The following is a 15312-nucleotide window of genomic DNA, read 5'->3' as shown; positions in this document are numbered from 1 at the left end:
TGCATGCTTTCGGGTGATAATCATCACAAGTCCACCCGCGCTCTATGATCCGGCCCGAATTGCTGCCAATTGGCTGGGCCTGGCTCAAATCCCGGCGGACGCACGAGCGAGGGGACCTGGCGCGTGTCGAGCTCGAAACGTTCATGCCGCCGGTCTATGGAGGGAACGGCCGCGATAAGCTGTTTGGTATAGGAGTGCTTCGGCTCCGAGAGCACCGATCTGGCATCGCCGATCTCGACGATCTGGCCGGCATAGATGACCGCAATGCGATGGGCGATCCGCTCGACGACAGCCATGTCATGCGAGATGAACAGATAGGCCAGCCCGAATTCACGCTGCAGCTCGATCAAAAGCTCCAGCACCCTGGCCTGCACCGACACATCGAGCGCCGAAACCGCTTCGTCGAGGACGACAACCGAAGGATTGAGCATTAGCGCGCGAGCGATGCACAAGCGTTGCCGCTGGCCGCCGGAGAATTCGTGCGGATAGCGCTGCAGGCTGTTCTCCGGAAGGCCGACGCGTTTCAACAGCGCGGCCATTTTCGCCCTGGTTTCAGCAGTTATCCGTCCGCCGGTGGCGATCACCGGCTCTGCGAGGATGCTTTCGATGGTGAGTCTGGGATTGAGCGAGCCATAGGGATTCTGGAACACCATCTGCACGGGAAGCGCGCTCTGCCCGGCGGCGGCCTTGCGCGTGCTGGCCGAGATTGTGCCGCGCGTCGAGCGCACCAGCCCCAGAATCGCGCGGGCGGTGGTGGACTTTCCGGAACCGCTCTCGCCGACGACCGCCAATGTCTCGCCCGGCATCAGCTCGAAATCCACACCGTCCACCGCATGGATGGCACCGCTGGTACGACTGAGAAAACCACCCTTGACCGGAAATCGCACTACGAGGCCATCGACCTTCAGCGCCGGCTCGGCAGCTTTTTGCTTTTCACGTTGCGCGTCCCTGCGTGTCGCACCGCCGCCGGCGAAATGCGGCACCGCATGCAGCAGATGCCGGGTATATGGATGCCGCGGATCGTCCAATATCTGGTTCAACCCGCCCTGCTCGACAGCTTCTCCGCTTTGAATCACCATGATCTTGTCGGCGATGCCCGCAACCAGACCGATGTCGTGGGTGATGAAGATCATCGACATCCCGGTTTCCTGCTTCAACTCCGCGAGCAGCGCCATGATCTGCGCCTGCACAGTAACATCCAGCGCCGTCGTTGGCTCGTCGGCAATGAGCAGGCGCGGGTTGCACGCGAGCGCCATGGCGATCATCACCCGCTGCAGCATGCCGCCCGAAAGCTGATTGGGCGTGTATTTCAGCCGCCGTGCAGCGTCGGGAATACGCACGCGGTCGAGCGCGTCCTTGGCCGCCGCCGTCGCTTGCCGGCCGGTCAGGCCGCGATGCAGGCGAAACGATTCCTCGATCTGCCTGCCGATGGTCAGCACCGGATTGAGCGAGGTCATCGGCTCCTGGAAGATCATGCCGATTTCGCCGCCGCGGATCTTCGTCAGTTGCGGCTCGGCCGCGGCGGTCAGGTCGAAAATGCTGTTGTCGGCCCGTCTCAGCTTGATCGAGCCCGCGGTGATGCGGCCGCCGCCATAATCGACAAGGCGATTGATCGACAGCGCCGTGACCGACTTGCCCGAGCCGCTTTCGCCGACGATGGCCAGCGTTTCGCCGTCGGCGAGATCGAAGCTGACGCCGCGCACGACCTCATTGGCTTTCGGGTTGCGGCCGAAGCCGACGCGCAGATCGCTGACGGACAGCAGCGGGATCATGCGATCGATCTCCGCATCTTCGGGTCGAGGACATCGCGCAAGGCATCACCGAGCAGATTGAAACCGAGGATGCTGATCATGATCGCCACCCCCGGGAAGATCATCAGCCAGGGCGCTGTCTCCATCAGATTGCGGCTGTCGCTCAGCATCAGGCCGAGCGACGCGGCGGGCGGCTGCGTGCCGAGCCCGAGGAAGCTTAAGCCGGCTTCGGTCAGTAATGCCCAAGCCAGCGCCAGCGTCACCTGAACCGTCAGGGGCGCTACCAGGTTGAGCAGCAGATGCCGTGTCACGATGTAGCCCGCACTGCTGCCGAACGTGCGGGCCGCGTCGACGAACTCGCGCGCCTTGAGCGACAGAGCCGGACCTCGCACGACGCGGGTGAAGATCGGCGTGTAAACGATGGCGATGGCAATGACGCTGGTCGAGGTTCCCGGTCCCGCAACCGCGACGATCAGCAGCGCCAGCAGGATCGCCGGAAACGCCAGCACAACGTCCATGATGCGCATCACCAGGCCGTCCCAGCGGCGCCCGAACCAGGCTGCCGCCAGCCCGAGCACGGTGCCGGCCAGTGTCGCGAAGGCGACCGAAAAGAAGGCCACGATGAAGGACTGGCCGATCCCGGTCATCAGCCGGCTTGCGACATCGCGGCCGAACAGATCCGTGCCCATCCAGTACGTGCTGTCAGGCGCATGCAGCCGCTCGACCCGGTGCTGCGTCAGCGGATTGTGCGGCGTCAGCCCCAGCATGCCAAGTACGGCAAGCAGCAGATAAAGCGCAACAATGGCACCGCCGATGCGGCCGCTGGTGTGCGCAAGTATAGCCCGCAATGTCGCCATCAGTCCTCGCTTAGCCGAATACGCGGGTCGAGCGCGACATAGGCGAGGTCGACGAGGAGATTGACGATCATGAAGTTGAAGGCGATGAACAGTACGCTTCCCTGCACCAGCGCATAGTCGCGCTGCAGGATGGCGTCCAGCACCATCCGGCCGAGACCGGGCAGCGCAAAGATCTGCTCGACGATGACTGCCCCGCCCAGGAGATAGCCGAACTCTATGCCGCTCAGCGTCACGACCGGGATGAGCGCGTTGGGCAAAGCATGCCGCCAGATGACGCCGCGCGCCGAAACGCCCTTGCTGCGCGCCGTCCTGACATAGTCGTCGCTGAGCACATCGAGCATCGCCGAACGCGATATGCGGGTCACCGAAGCCGCGAAGGCAAATCCAAGCGTGACCGCAGGCAGCAACAGCTGGCCGAGATTGCGCAGCGGATCCTGCCACAGCGGCGAAAACTCGCCCATCGCCGGCAAAACGCCAAACCCCGCCGACAGCGTGTAGATGATCAGCAGGGCAAGGACGAAGTTCGGCGTCGACTGCCCGATCATTGCGACAACGCGCACGCCGAGGTCGGACAGCTTTTCATTATGGGTGGCGGCAAAAATCCCGGCCGGTATGCCGACAACCAGGGCGATGACCATCGACAGCAGGGCGAGCTCCAATGTTAGCGGGAAACGCTCGAGGATGACGTCGAGCACCGGCCTGCCATAGGTGGACGAAATGCCGAGATTACCTTGGAAAAGACCAAGCAGCCAGCGCCAGTACTGGATGAACCAGGGCTGGTCGATGCCGAAATAAGCTGCAAGCGCATCGCGCTGCTGCGGCGTCAGCAGGCCGGCTTCGGTCCCCAGCATTGCCGTGATCGAATCGCCCGGAACCATCCGGATCGCCAGAAACACCACGATGGACACGCCAAGCAGGACGAGAGGGAAGGTCGCCAGTCGCCGCATCAGATAGTTCACGCGAAGAACATCCTCTCGTCCGGCATCAAAGAGCTACTGGATCGTCACCTTGGCGAGGCTGAACAGCGAACCTGTCGGCACCGGTTCGAATCCTGCGATATTCTTCTGCTGTGCCGTGTAGCTGTAGGACGTGTAGAGCCAGATCCAGGGCGACATCTCAGTGATGTGCCTCTCGAAGTCGGCGAAGATCGCTTTGCGCGCTGCCGGGTCGGTCTCGGTGCGGCCCTTCTGCATAAGGCTGTCCAGCGTGTCGTCGATATAGTTCGCGACCTTCTGCAGATTGCCCGTCTTGGTCCAGTAGCGGTTGTACATAGTGTAGGGATCAGCCCTGCCGCCGTTCAGCGCGACGGCCATGTCGAAATCACCCTTCAGCCAGGCATCGACATAGACGTTGAGCTCCATCATCTTGATGTCGAGCTTGACGCCGATTTCTGCGAGTTGCGACTGGATGACCTGGGCTTCCGCCGCTGCCGTCGGCGGCTCGCCGGTGGCGCCGATCACGGTCGCCGAAAAGCCGTCGGCGTAGCCGGCCTCAGTCATCAACTGCTTGGCCTTCTCAATGTCGCGCTTATAGCAGAACAACTTGCTTGGATCGGTCGCCAGCGCCGGGATGGTCAGCGGGCCGGTGACCTTGCCTTCGCCGAGCGAGGCGGTGTCCAGCACTTCCTGCCGGTCGATGGCGCAGGAGATCGCCTGACGCACCTTGAGTTCGGTCATCGGCTTGCGGGAAGGATTGAGCTGCAGCACGTGATAGGCAAGCACCGGCACGCGGTTCAACTGCAGGCTGGCTTCCTTGGGCACCAGCGTGGCGACAAGCGGGTCGTTGAGCAGGGCAAAATCGATCTGCTTGGTGCGCATCGCTGCCAGGATCGCCGTCTCGTCCGGCAGCACGCTGATCTCGATGCCGTCGACACCGATCGTGCCGCCCGCCCAATCCTTGTTGGCGACAAGCACTTCCTTGGAATTCGGATCCCATTTCTCGAGCTTGAAAGGACCTGAGCCGATCGTCGTCGTGCCAATCGAGCCGGCCGTGATTTCGCTTGCCGGGACGATCGCCGCATTGACGTCGCTCATCGCCGTCAGGATCGGCACATCCGGCTGCGAGAGGTGGAACACGACGGTGGCTGGATCGGGCGTGTCGATGCTGGCGATCGAGAGAAAGTTGGCGCGCGCCGCAGCACCCGTCTTCTCGTCGAGTATGCGCTCGAACGATGCCTTGACATCGGCCGAGGTCACGGCGGCGCCGTTCTGGAATTTTGCTTTCGGATTGAGCTTGAAGCTCAGCTCCTTGCCGTCCGGCGAGAACTGCCATGAATCGGCAATCGCGGGCGTGATTTGCAGGTTTGCGTCGAGCCGCACCAGCGGTTCGTAGATCAGCTCCAGCAGCCGCAGTGAGGAGAATGCCGTCTGCTTGTGGGGATCAAGACCGGTGGCGTCCTGCGACCACGCCATGTGCAGCGTCGCCGCACTCGCCTGCACCGGGATCGCGGCGATGCCAATCATTGCCGCGAGCGTCATGCCGGAAAGCAGTTTCTTGCCAATGTGCCGTACCATTGTCGTCTCCCATTATTGTTAAACGTGATGCCTTGCAGTTCCCCGGACCGCTTCAAAGGAACACATGCCCCGGAACATCGGCCCAGTATCCATGCGGCCTTACACCGTCTTTTCGCCTATCGCCTTGCGCAGGAAACCTCCCGCGTTGGCAAGCGCCTTACGTGCTTCTTCGACACCCATGCCGGTGATCGTCACCAGGATTGCCAGTTTTACATCATTGCCGGTCTGGTCGAGTGCCTGTCGTGCCTGCTGTGCCGCGCAGCCGGTCGTCTGCATCACGATCCTGACCGCCCTGGCGACAAGCTTCTTGTTGCTTGGATTGAGATCGACCATCAGGTTCTGATAGCTCTTGCCGATGCGGATCATGCTGGCGGTAGACAGCATGTTGAGCACCAGCTTTTGCGCGGTTCCCGATTTCAGCCGGGTCGAGCCGGTGAGGACCTCCGGGCCAACCACCGGAGAGATGGCAATATCGGCAATGCCGGCAATGGTCGATCGAGGATTGCAGGACAGCGCCACGGTGGTGGCTCCCACCTGCTTGGCATAGGTCAAGCCGCCGATGACATAGGGTGTGCGTCCGCTGACAGCGATGCCGACCACCACGTCGCCGGCGGTCAGCTTGATGTCCTGCAGCGCCTTTATTCCCTGTTTCGGATCGTCCTCGGCGCCTTCCGCAGAGTGCACCAGTGCGTCGACACCGCCGGCGATCAGGCCCACCACCATGTCCTCGGGTACGCCGAAGGTCGGCGGACATTCCGAGGCGTCGAGGACGCCGAGCCGGCCGCTGGTGCCGGCGCCCATATAGACAAGGCGTGCACCCTTCTGGAACGCGCTCACGATCCGGTCCACGGCCGCCGCAATGTCGGGGATGACCTTCTCGACGGCTGCCGCAACGCCTTTGTCCTCGTCATTGATCTTGCGCAGCACCTCGAGGGTCGGCAACAGATCGATGTCCATCGTCTTCGGGTTCCGGTCCTCGGAAACCAGCCGCTCCAGCTCCGACATCAAGCCTTGTTCGACCACTTCGCTTACCTTCAAATGCGACTGCGAGCAGGACTGTGATGCCCGCGGCAAGCGGCGTCCAGTGCCTGCACCTGGCCGTCGACTCCGTACCGGCTGCGCCGGTTCTGTTTCGTTAACTTTTTAGAATTCGATATTCCCTCTGTCAACGGAAAGCAGGAATATTATATTCCTTGCCGAGCAAGGCATCACTGGCGGCAGAGCGATTTTCTGGCCAGGATTATGGCTCCCGAAACCGCGTCGCCGTCGGCCGGCTTCAGCCGTCGGCGGACGTCGGGAGCGAGCCATGGCTCAAGCGGGCTGGACAAACCTCCGAGCAGCGTAGTCCGCGGCGCGCCTTTTTCGAACAGCACCCGCACGAACGTGTCGATCTGCTCGGCAGCGCCCTGCGCGATCCGCCGACCGGCCGGATCGCCCTGGTCGGCATGGCGGATCACCATCGGCGCCATGGCGGCATAGTCGGTCGCGCTGGCGCGGTCCATCCAGGCCACCGCCTCGAACGGATCGTCCTTGAAGCGCTGCATCACCTCGGCCAGCAGCGCCGTCCGCTCATGCCGGCCGTCATGGGCTCGCAAGGCAAGCTGCACTGCCTTCAGTCCGAGATCGGCGCCGCTGCCCTCGTCGGAAATCGGAAAACCGTAGCCGCCGACGCGCAGGTCTCGCCCTTCGACAAAGCCGAGCCCGATCGAACCGGTCCCGGCTATGACGATAGCGCCGTCTTGACCCGAATGCGCGCCAAGGCAAGCCGCGATGCCGTCGCTGACGAAGTCGATGGTCGCAAAGGGATGTTCGATGCCACGAAACGCCTCGAGCGCACCCTTACGGCCGATACCGGCAACACCGACACCGGCGCGGATTCTGGCGATTTCCGCCGCCGCGAACCCTGCCTCTTCGATCGCCGCGCCAAAGGCTTTGGCAATCGAGGCCCAGGCCGCCTCTATACCGAGCCGCGTTGTCGCCGGGCCCGACAGGCCTTGCCCGAGCACGGTTCCTGCCTCGTCTTCGACACGCGCCCGGCAGCCGGTTCCGCCGCCATCGACGCCCAGGAAATAATGCGGAGACGCCGTACGGGTACTCATTGCCTTATTCGTTCGATCTGGGCGCCACACAGCCGAAGCTTGCGGTCCAACTGCTCGTAGCCGCGATCGAAATGATAGACGCGGTTGATCGTCGTCTCGCCCTCCGACACCAGCGCTGCCAGCACCAGCGAGACTGAGGCGCGCAGGTCGGTCGCCATCACTTGCGCGCCCTTCAGCTTCTCGCCTCCGCGCACCAGCGCCATGGTGCCTTGCAGCTTGATGTTGGCGCCGAGCCGCATCAGTTCGGGCACATGCATGAAGCGGTTCTCGAAGATCGTCTCGCGCAACAGCGAAGCGCCCTCGGCACAGCACATCAACGCCATGAACTGCGCCTGGAGATCGGTCGGAAAGCCCGGATAAGGTTCCGTCGTCACGTCGACCGCCTTGAGCGACCCGTCTCTCGAGACGATCAGCCCGCGGTCGCCCGGCCATATTTTCACACCGGCTGCTTCGAGCAACTGGACGACGGATGCCATGTGCTCGAGCCGCGCATGGGTCAGCTCGAGCTGGCCGCCGGTGATAGCCGCTGCGACGGCATAGCTGCCGGCCTCTATCCGGTCCGGGATGATGTCGTGCGTGGCGGCGCGCCAGTCTGTGCTGCCCGCGATCAGGATGCGGTGCGTGCCGGCGCCCTCGACCCGCGCGCCCATGGCGTTCAGGCAGGCGGCAAGATCGGCCACCTCCGGCTCGCGCGCCGCGTTGAGGATCTCGGTTTCTCCTTTTGCCGTCGTCGCCGCCATCATCGCCGTTTCGGTCGCGCCGACCGACGGCGAGCTCAAAACGATGCGCGCGCCTTTCAGTCCGCCCGGCGCCGACGCGACGATCAGTCCGTTTTCGATCGCGATATCGGCGCCAAGTGCGGCAAGTGCGGCGACATGCATGTCGACCGGCCGTGCGCCGATCGCGCAGCCGCCAGGCAGCGAGACCCGGGCATGGCCGAAGCGGGCAAGCAGTGGACCGAGAACCAGCACCGTCGCGCGCATGCGCCTGACTGTATCGTAGCTTGTCTCCCTGGAGACGGCAGCACTGGTATCGATTGTGGCGGCATGCGCCGATCGGGTGACCTCGGCCCCATGAAGCCCGACGACGCCAAGCATGTTGTCGACATCCGTCACCTCAGGCAGGTTGGTCAGCTGCAGCGGATAGGGGCTAAGCAACGCCGCCGCTATTTGCGGCAAGGCCGCGTTCTTGGCGCCGGAGATCGTCACCGCGCCCTCAAGCCTGTGCCCGCCGACGATCCGCAATTTGTCCATGGCTCTGACCTAATCCCGAGCTGTCGCCGAGTCTACGATCTTTCATCTCCGAATCGTCGACGTGCCCGAAGGCTGGGCCGAAACCGCACCGGTCGAGATTTGATGGTTCATTCTTGGCTGTCAATCAGAGACGGAATAATTTATTCCTTGGCTTGGCATTGTCGATGACAGGCAACGGGGGAACGCATGTCCGTCCTGAAGAAGATCGAGGCCAAGCTCGAAGTCATGGCGCCCGGCGACCGCGAGATCGGGCGCTATATCGTCGACAATCCCGACCAGATGCTCCGCCTGTCGACGGCGGGGCTTGCCGCCGAGATCGGCCGCAGCCAGTCGAGCGTCGTCAAGTTCAGCCAGAAGCTCGGCTATGCCAGCTATCAGGAGCTCAAGCTCGCCGTCAGCGAGGCCAAGTCGCAGGATTGGCACGTGCCGGCCGGCATGATCCACGGTTCGATCGAGGTCGGCGACAGCTATCTGGTCATCCTGCGCAAGCTGATCGGCAGCAAGCTTTCGTCGATGCAGCAGACCGTCGCGGCCAACACCGAACAAGAAATCGGCAAGGCCCTTGAAGCCTTGAACGGTGCGCGCCGCATTCATTTGGCTGGCGTCGGCGCCTCCTCGCTGGTGGCGCGCGATTTTTCCTACAAGCTGATGAAGCTCGGCCGCAACGTGCTGCACGACAGCGACAGCCATGTGCAAATGGCCAACGTCTCGACGCTTGGACGAGGTGACGTGCTGTTCGCGCTCTCCTATTCCGGGGCGAGCATCGAAACCCTGCGGATAGCCGAACTCGCTCGCAAACGTGGCACCACCGTTATCGCCGTCACCGGACTTCGCGACAATCCGCTGATCCGGGTTGCCGACATTCGCCTCTACACGATCGCCGATGAAGAGCGCGCGCGCTCTTCATCGATAACCGCGCGTGATGCACAACTGACGCTAACCGACCTGCTGTTCATCCTGCTCGTGCAGAAGCAGCCCGACGCCAATGAATACGTCCACAACAGCGAATTGGCCGTCTCGGTGCTGAAGGCTTAGTCGTTGGACGCGTCTCACCCGCCCTCCTTGACCAGTGCGTTTACTAGCGGCCCAGAAGGTTGCGCTCGACTGTCTTGAGATGGGCGAGCATCGCCTGGTTGGCGCTTTCCGGATCACGGCGCAGCAATGCGTCCAATATCGCCTGATGCTCGTCGCAATAAACGCGCCTGCGCTCCTCCGAGAATGAGCGCTTTTTCATTTCGAACCAAGGCGATTGGTTGCGGATCGTGCGCATGAGATTGTGGATCTCTTTCAGGAAGCCATTACGGCAGCAGGCGAAGACGCGGTGGTGGAACTCGGCATCCCAATGCCGGCGCCGGCGGCATCGGCCAGCTTTTGGTGCAATGGGCACGCCATCTCGGCGCAACGGTCATTGCAACGGTGTCGAGCGACGACAAGGCGCGCATTGTCGAACGCCTTGGCGCGCATCATGTCATTGTCTATTCGCGCGAGAATTTCACTGAGGCCGTCATGCGGCTGACGGGAGGCGTCGGCGCCGATGTCGTCTACGATGCGGTCGGCAATGATACGTTCGGCGGCTCGCTGGCGGCGCTTCGCATTCGCGGTCACCTCGTCAGTTTCGGTCAGGCGTCAGGGCCGATCGGCAATTGGGACATCGGCCGCTTTGCATCGAAGTCGATCACCATATCGCGTCCCAACTACACGCATTACACCGACACGCCCGAAAGACTGGCCCCGCACGTCGAGCGGTTTTTTGCCGCGCTACGACAGGGTGTCGTCAGGATTGAACCGCCCAAGCGCTACAGCCTATTCGATGCCGGCGACGCTCACCGCGACCTCGAAGCCAGGCGAACGACGGGCGCATTGGTGCTGGTGCCGTAGCCGACACTCGGTCGAAACAAATGTTGACAATGTCATCTGTTGTTGCGACAGCGTTCAGCCTCGAATTTGACGGGCCCGGATAGGACAAATGGACGACCTTGGAGCACAAGAACAAGCGGTTCTCGACCTCATTGCGGCGAACCCGTTTGCCGGCCAGCAGGACATAGCAACCGCGCTCGGCATCGCCCGCTCGACGGTCGCGGCCCACATCGTGCAACTCGTCAACAAGGGCTACATTCTCGGCCGTGGTTATGTCTTGCCGACGTCCAAGCGCATTGTCTGCGTCGGCGGCGCGGTGCTCGACCGCAAATACCACGCCAGGAAGGATCTGATTTTCGAGACGTCGAACCCGGTCGACGGCTATCGCAGCTTCGGCGGGGTTGCCCGCAACGTCGCCGAAAACCTTGCCCGCCTCGGCGTCGACATAAGCTTCGTCTCGATCGTCGGCGACGATGAAACCGGCCGCTCGCTGGTGCGGCACCTGCGCGATCTTGGCGCCGATGTCAGCCAGGTCATCACCACCACGGAGCGGCCGACGGCGGAATACGCGGCCATCCTCGACCGCAACAACGATCTCGTGCTCGGCATTGCCGACATGGAGATCTTCGATCTGTTTTCGTCGTCCTATCTCGACCGCTTCTGGCCGCATCTGGCTTCGGCGACATGGGTGTTCATTGACTGCAATCTGCCGGCCGCGACTATCGCAGCACTGATGTCGCGCAAGCAGGGTGCGCGCTTCAAGCTCGCAGTCGACACGGTATCGGCGCCGAAATCAGCGCGCCTGCCGAAGGACCTGACCGGCATCGATCTTCTGTTCACCAATCATGACGAGGCCAATACGATGCTCGGCATGACAGATGCCGACAGGCGGCTGACGCCGGAGGAGGCAGCGGCAGCGCTGCGCGCGGCCGGCGCCGGCGAGGTGATCGTGACCGTGGGCGCGCATGGATTTGCCGTTGCGACCGAGAGCGGTGTGACGACCATGCACTCCGTCCCGGCGCAGCCCGTCGATATCACCGGCGCCGGTGACGCGATGATTGCCGGCACTCTGTACAAGGTGCTTTCGGGTGAGCCGGTCGCTCATGCCGTGCGCACCGGCGCGCTGCTTGCCACACTGACCACCGAGAGCGAATCCAACGTCCATCCCGATCTGTCGCCGCGCTTCCTTGCCGCCGGCATGTATCGCGTTCCTGCCTGAAAGCGAGATGATATGAAACCTTCCCTTGTCCACTTGAACGACGAAGTCGCTACGGCGCTTGATGAAGGCCGCGCCGTGGTGGCACTGGAATCGACGATCATCACCCACGGCATGCCCTATCCGGCCAATCTGGAAACTGCTCGCGGTGTCGAGACCGTGGTGCGTGAAAACGGCGCCGTTCCCGCCACGATCACGGTGCTCGCCGGCAAGATCAAGGTCGGACTTGACGACAATGAACTGGAAGAGTTGGCAGCGGCAAAGGGCGTGGTCAAGGCTTCCGGGCGCGATCTCGCCGCCATCATGGTGCGCGGCGGCTCGGCCGGAACCACCGTCTCGGCGACGATGCGGATTGCCGCTTTAGCCGGGATCGGTATTTTTGCGACCGGCGGCGTCGGCGGCGTGCATCGCGGCGCCGAAGCCACTTTCGATATCTCCGCCGACCTGACCGAACTCGGCCAAACCGGCACGACCGTTGTCTGCGCCGGAGTCAAGTCGATCCTCGATATTGCGAAGACGCTGGAATATCTGGAAACGCAGCGCGTGCCGGTGATCGCATACCGGAGCGACGATTTTCCGGCCTTCTACACCCGCTCCAGCGGGCTCAGGGCCGATCATCGCCTCGACACGCCCGACGAGATCGCGCGAGCCATGCTGCTGCATGACGAGATGGAATCCGGCACCGGCATTCTCGTCGCCAACCCTATCCCAGAAGCGGACGCGCTCGATCCGGCGTTCATCGACGGCACGATCGCAGCGGCCGTGGCTGAGGCCGAGAAGCGCGGCATCGGGCGCAAGGAGCTAACGCCGTTTCTGCTCGCACGCATCAATGAGCTTTCGCAGGGCCGCAGCCTGAAGGCCAACATCGCGCTGGTCCGCAACAACGCCGCGCTTGCTGCCCGCATCGCGGTTGCGCATGCGGAATTAAAGGGCGCGACCGGATAGAGGCAGCACCCGGCCAGCGCTACCTGCCTTCGATTTCAGCCCGGTGCGAGGTCGAATATGCGCCCGGCATTGAGGATGTTGTTCGGGTCGAAGGCTGCTTTCAGGCGGCGCATGGCCGCGATCTCGGCGTCGCTGCGCACAAGGTGCAGCCATTCCTTCTTGTCGAGGCCGATGCCATGCTCGGCCGAGACGCCGCCGCCGGCGGCGGCAACACCGCGGTACACGACGCCGTATGCGGCCGCCGGATCCGCGGTGCGAACCTGATAATGCAGATTGCCGTCGCCGAGATGGCCGAAGACGTAGATGTCGGCGCCAGGGTCGGCGGCCCTGATGGCGGCTTCTGTTTCGCGCAGGAAAGTCGCCATTCTCGCCAGTGGGATGCTGACATCGACGCCAATCAGGCCTGCCATCGAAAACAGAAAACGGTTGGCCTCCTCGCGCACCGCCCAGAGCGCCCGGAATTCGCGCGGCGATTGCGAGACGACCACGTCGTCGATCACGCCATCTTCAACCGCCTGCATCAGCACCGCGGCAAAACGTTCGCCGTCGCGGTCGGGCTCGCTGCCCTGTATCTCGGCAAGCACATAGACGGGCGAGCCGGCGGGCAGCGGCGCCGGCGCCTCCATGCCGGCGATCATGGCGCCATAGAGCGGTGCGAAATTCACCTCATAGGCCGACAGCAAGGGCCCGAGCTTCCGCCTGAGCAGCGCAAGCAACGTGATCGCTGCGTCCAGCGAAGCGAGCGCGCAGAAGGCGTTGATCTCGGTGGCCGGCTTCGGATGCAGCCGCAGGCATGCGCGCGTGACCACGCCGAGCGTGCCCTCGCTGCCGATGAACAATTGGCTGAGGTCGTAGCCGGAGTTGTCCTTCGCCAAACCCTTGAGCGAGGTCAGGATACTGCCGTCGGCAAGCACCGCTTCCAGCCCAAGCACCTGCGCCCGGTACATGCCGTAGCGCAGCACGCGGATGCCGCCGGCATTGGTGGCGACATTGCCGCCGACGGTGGCCGTTCCGCGCGCTCCGATGTCGACGCCGAACAGCAAGCCGGCCTCATCGGCGGCGTCCTGCACCGTTTGCAGCGGCGCGCCGGCCTCGGCGATGATGGTCGCCGCCTCGCGGTCGAGGGCTTCAACGGAAGTCATGCGCTCCAGCGACAGCACAGCTTCGCCGGGTTGGACGCGAGCGCCGCCGGCGAGCCCGGTCCGGCCACCTTGGATCACAAGCCTCTGCCCGATTTCATTGCACAGGCGCAGTATGTCCGACACCTCGCCGGCAGTGCGCGGTCGCAGCACGACCTCCGGCCGCGCACCGGTCTTGCCGTCGGGGTCTTCCCTGTAACGCGGCCCGGCCTCATCGGCCGAGACGATCGCCGACCGATCCAGCCGACCCTCAAGTCGCGACAGAAGCTCGGCGGTCAGCGGGGACAGAGCGCTCACGGATGTTGTCGTCATGCGCCGCTCCTGCAACAGGCCGACGATAGACACGGACTGCTGTTTGTCAAACCTGTGCGGGACTGCCAATCGTGGACGGCCTCAGGCTCTGCCTTTCAGGAACTCGATCACCATCGCTGCGGTCCAGGTGAAGCGATTGCCGCCGAGCGGCTCGCCACTGAGGGGATCGTAATATTCGGCAAAACCGCTCTCGGCGATCAGCTCGAGACTGGATTGCGTGATCCGTTGTGCGATTTGGCTGTGGCCGGCGGCGGCAAGGCCGTCGGCGATCATGTAATTGACCACCAGCCAGACCGGGCCGCGCCAATAGCGCTTGGCATCAACGCGGGGATCATCGAGATCGTGCGAGGGGACGATGTAACGCGCCTTGCCGGCGATGCGCTCGATCGTTGCAGCGATGGTCGCTGCCCGGCTTTCCGGGATGGCCGAAAACACCGACAGAATGCCGCCGACCGACGCGCTGTCAACGAGCTTTCCGGCCACTCGGTCGAAACAAATGTACTGGCTATGCGCGTCGCTCCACAGCCGTTCCATTGCCGAAAGCCCCTTTTCGGCACGGGCGCGGTTGGCCTTGGCGATCTCCATTTCGCCAAGTGTCTCGGCGAGATCGGCAAGATCGGCAGCGGAACGGATCAAGATGGCGTTGAAGCCGGGATCGACGACCTGGAATGGCGAGGCATCGTGCAGTCTGGCATTCTCCCAGCCAAGCCCGCGGAAATGCTGCAACAGCCAGATATAGCGGTCATACTGTGCCTCGGTTGGACGATGCGCCGGATCGGCGTGCAGGATGTCGCGGCGGGTGTAGGGCTCGACGCCTTCGGTCGGCACGCGCTCGAAGGCGTCGTCCCAGTCGATGGAATTGTCGCGGCCGGACTCCCATGGGTGGATTATGGCGACCAACCCTTCGCCGTTCGGGTCGCGATTTTCGTAGAACCAGCGGTGCCAGGCGTCGATTTTTGGCAAGAGCGCACGGGCGCGCTCGGCTGCCAGTCTCTTGTCCTTTCCCCGGTCGAACAGGCGGCGCACGGCAAAGCCGGCGACCGCCGGCTGGGTGATGCCCGAGGTGGCGGTCGGGCGGTCCGTTCGCCAGACCTCAGGTCCGGGGAAATAGCCGTCGCTCCAGACATGGAACACGATGTGCGGCACCATGCCGTCTGGCCACTGGTGGGCGAACAGCGTGTCGATCTCAGTCCAGGCCCGGGCCTCGTCATAGTGGGCAAGACCGAGCGCGGTCAGGCAGGAATCCCAGTTCCACTGAAACGGATAGAGGCCCTTGGTCGGTATGGTATAGGTGCCTTGGTCGTTTTCCCTGAGCACCTCGACGGCGCGGGCGATGGTTTCGTCGACAGCAAGAGATATCATCGGGGCGT

Annotated in this window: 14 protein-coding genes; 4 read left to right on the top strand and 10 right to left on the bottom strand. The window is 63.3% G+C overall.

Features of this window, described 5'->3' with window-relative positions:
* Positions 1–23: 23 nt before the first annotated feature.
* The 7 genes from NKI19_RS08640 to murA all read right to left on the bottom strand — a co-directional run bounded on the left by NKI19_RS08640 (position 24) and on the right by murA (position 8473).
* Complete coding sequence (locus tag NKI19_RS08640) at positions 24–1772, bottom strand: ABC transporter ATP-binding protein (RefSeq protein ID WP_352493471.1); 1749 nt, start codon at positions 1770–1772, stop codon at positions 24–26.
* Complete coding sequence (locus tag NKI19_RS08635; protein WP_352493470.1) at positions 1769–2608, bottom strand: ABC transporter permease; 840 nt, start codon at positions 2606–2608, stop codon at positions 1769–1771. Before NKI19_RS08635 ends, NKI19_RS08640 begins: the two co-directional genes overlap by 4 nt.
* On the bottom strand, positions 2608–3567 hold the full coding sequence (locus NKI19_RS08630; protein ID WP_352493468.1) for an ABC transporter permease: 960 nt from the start codon (positions 3565–3567) through the stop codon (positions 2608–2610). Before NKI19_RS08630 ends, NKI19_RS08635 begins: the two co-directional genes overlap by 1 nt.
* 33 nt (positions 3568–3600) lie before the next feature.
* Complete coding sequence (locus tag NKI19_RS08625) at positions 3601–5121, bottom strand: ABC transporter substrate-binding protein (protein ID WP_352493467.1); 1521 nt, start codon at positions 5119–5121, stop codon at positions 3601–3603.
* A 99-nt stretch (positions 5122–5220) separates the two neighbouring features.
* Complete coding sequence (gene murQ / locus NKI19_RS08620) at positions 5221–6144, bottom strand: N-acetylmuramic acid 6-phosphate etherase (protein ID WP_352493466.1); 924 nt, start codon at positions 6142–6144, stop codon at positions 5221–5223.
* Between the two features lie 185 nt (positions 6145–6329).
* On the bottom strand, positions 6330–7220 hold the full coding sequence (locus NKI19_RS08615) for a glucosamine kinase nucleotide-binding domain-containing protein (RefSeq protein ID WP_352493465.1): 891 nt from the start codon (positions 7218–7220) through the stop codon (positions 6330–6332).
* Complete coding sequence (murA, locus tag NKI19_RS08610; RefSeq protein ID WP_352564794.1) at positions 7217–8473, bottom strand: UDP-N-acetylglucosamine 1-carboxyvinyltransferase; 1257 nt, start codon at positions 8471–8473, stop codon at positions 7217–7219. Before murA ends, NKI19_RS08615 begins: the two co-directional genes overlap by 4 nt.
* A gap of 186 nt (positions 8474–8659) precedes the next feature.
* Here murA and NKI19_RS08605 point away from each other — a divergent pair, with 186 nt between their 5' ends.
* Entirely contained in the window at positions 8660–9508 is an 849-nt protein-coding gene (locus NKI19_RS08605) for a MurR/RpiR family transcriptional regulator (RefSeq protein ID WP_352493463.1), read from the top strand.
* A 43-nt stretch (positions 9509–9551) separates the two neighbouring features.
* Here NKI19_RS08605 and NKI19_RS08600 read toward each other — a convergent pair whose 3' ends face one another.
* On the bottom strand, positions 9552–9860 hold the full coding sequence (locus NKI19_RS08600; protein ID WP_352564792.1) for a FadR/GntR family transcriptional regulator: 309 nt from the start codon (positions 9858–9860) through the stop codon (positions 9552–9554).
* Between NKI19_RS08600 and NKI19_RS08595 the strand changes: the two genes are divergently transcribed.
* From NKI19_RS08595 to NKI19_RS08585, 3 genes are all read left to right on the top strand, one after another.
* Entirely contained in the window at positions 9848–10351 is a 504-nt protein-coding gene (locus NKI19_RS08595) for a zinc-binding dehydrogenase (protein WP_352493461.1), read from the top strand. The two genes, NKI19_RS08600 and NKI19_RS08595, sit on opposite strands and share 13 nt — an antisense overlap.
* Before the next feature lie 88 nt (positions 10352–10439).
* Entirely contained in the window at positions 10440–11549 is a 1110-nt protein-coding gene (locus NKI19_RS08590; RefSeq protein WP_352564790.1) for a carbohydrate kinase, read from the top strand.
* A 12-nt stretch (positions 11550–11561) separates the two neighbouring features.
* Positions 11562–12491 carry a pseudouridine-5'-phosphate glycosidase gene (locus NKI19_RS08585; protein ID WP_352493459.1) on the top strand — a complete coding sequence of 310 codons (930 nt, stop codon included), beginning with the start codon at positions 11562–11564 and terminating at the stop codon, positions 12489–12491.
* Positions 12492–12526: 35 nt separating this feature from the next.
* Here the strand turns inward: NKI19_RS08585 and NKI19_RS08580 are convergent, their stop codons facing one another.
* Together NKI19_RS08580 and NKI19_RS08575 are read right to left on the bottom strand one after the other, a co-directional pair.
* Positions 12527–13942: an FAD-binding oxidoreductase gene (locus NKI19_RS08580; protein WP_502899253.1), complete on the bottom strand. Its 1416-nt coding sequence runs from the start codon at positions 13940–13942 to the stop codon at positions 12527–12529.
* Positions 13943–14023: 81 nt separating this feature from the next.
* Entirely contained in the window at positions 14024–15304 is a 1281-nt protein-coding gene (locus NKI19_RS08575; protein WP_352489453.1) for an amylo-alpha-1,6-glucosidase, read from the bottom strand.
* Positions 15305–15312 lie beyond the last annotated feature (8 nt).

Origin of the sequence: Mesorhizobium sp. M0751, from assembly GCF_040320265.1 — a bacterium.
Taxonomy (GTDB): domain Bacteria; phylum Pseudomonadota; class Alphaproteobacteria; order Rhizobiales; family Rhizobiaceae; genus Mesorhizobium.
Note: the sequence above shows the minus strand (reverse complement) of the source record. Positions and strands in the feature narration are given on the sequence as shown.

Excerpts from the sequence above, each read along its gene's own strand:
- NKI19_RS08640 (WP_352493471.1), bottom strand. The coding sequence starts at position 1,772 with ATGATCCCGCTGCTGTCCGTCAGCGATCTGCGCGTCGGCTTCGGCCGC.
- NKI19_RS08625 (WP_352493467.1), bottom strand. The coding sequence starts at position 5,121 with ATGGTACGGCACATTGGCAAGAAACTGCTTTCCGGCATGACGCTCGCG.
- NKI19_RS08580 (WP_502899253.1), bottom strand. The coding sequence starts at position 13,942 with ATGACGACAACATCCGTGAGCGCTCTGTCCCCGCTGACCGCCGAGCTT.
- NKI19_RS08590 (WP_352564790.1), top strand. The coding sequence starts at position 10,440 with ATGGACGACCTTGGAGCACAAGAACAAGCGGTTCTCGACCTCATTGCG.
- murA (WP_352564794.1), bottom strand. The coding sequence starts at position 8,473 with ATGGACAAATTGCGGATCGTCGGCGGGCACAGGCTTGAGGGCGCGGTG.
- NKI19_RS08615 (WP_352493465.1), bottom strand. The coding sequence starts at position 7,220 with ATGAGTACCCGTACGGCGTCTCCGCATTATTTCCTGGGCGTCGATGGC.
- NKI19_RS08635 (WP_352493470.1), bottom strand. The coding sequence starts at position 2,608 with ATGGCGACATTGCGGGCTATACTTGCGCACACCAGCGGCCGCATCGGC.
- NKI19_RS08605 (WP_352493463.1), top strand. The coding sequence starts at position 8,660 with ATGTCCGTCCTGAAGAAGATCGAGGCCAAGCTCGAAGTCATGGCGCCC.
- NKI19_RS08575 (WP_352489453.1), bottom strand. The coding sequence starts at position 15,304 with ATGATATCTCTTGCTGTCGACGAAACCATCGCCCGCGCCGTCGAGGTG.
- NKI19_RS08585 (WP_352493459.1), top strand. The coding sequence starts at position 11,562 with ATGAAACCTTCCCTTGTCCACTTGAACGACGAAGTCGCTACGGCGCTT.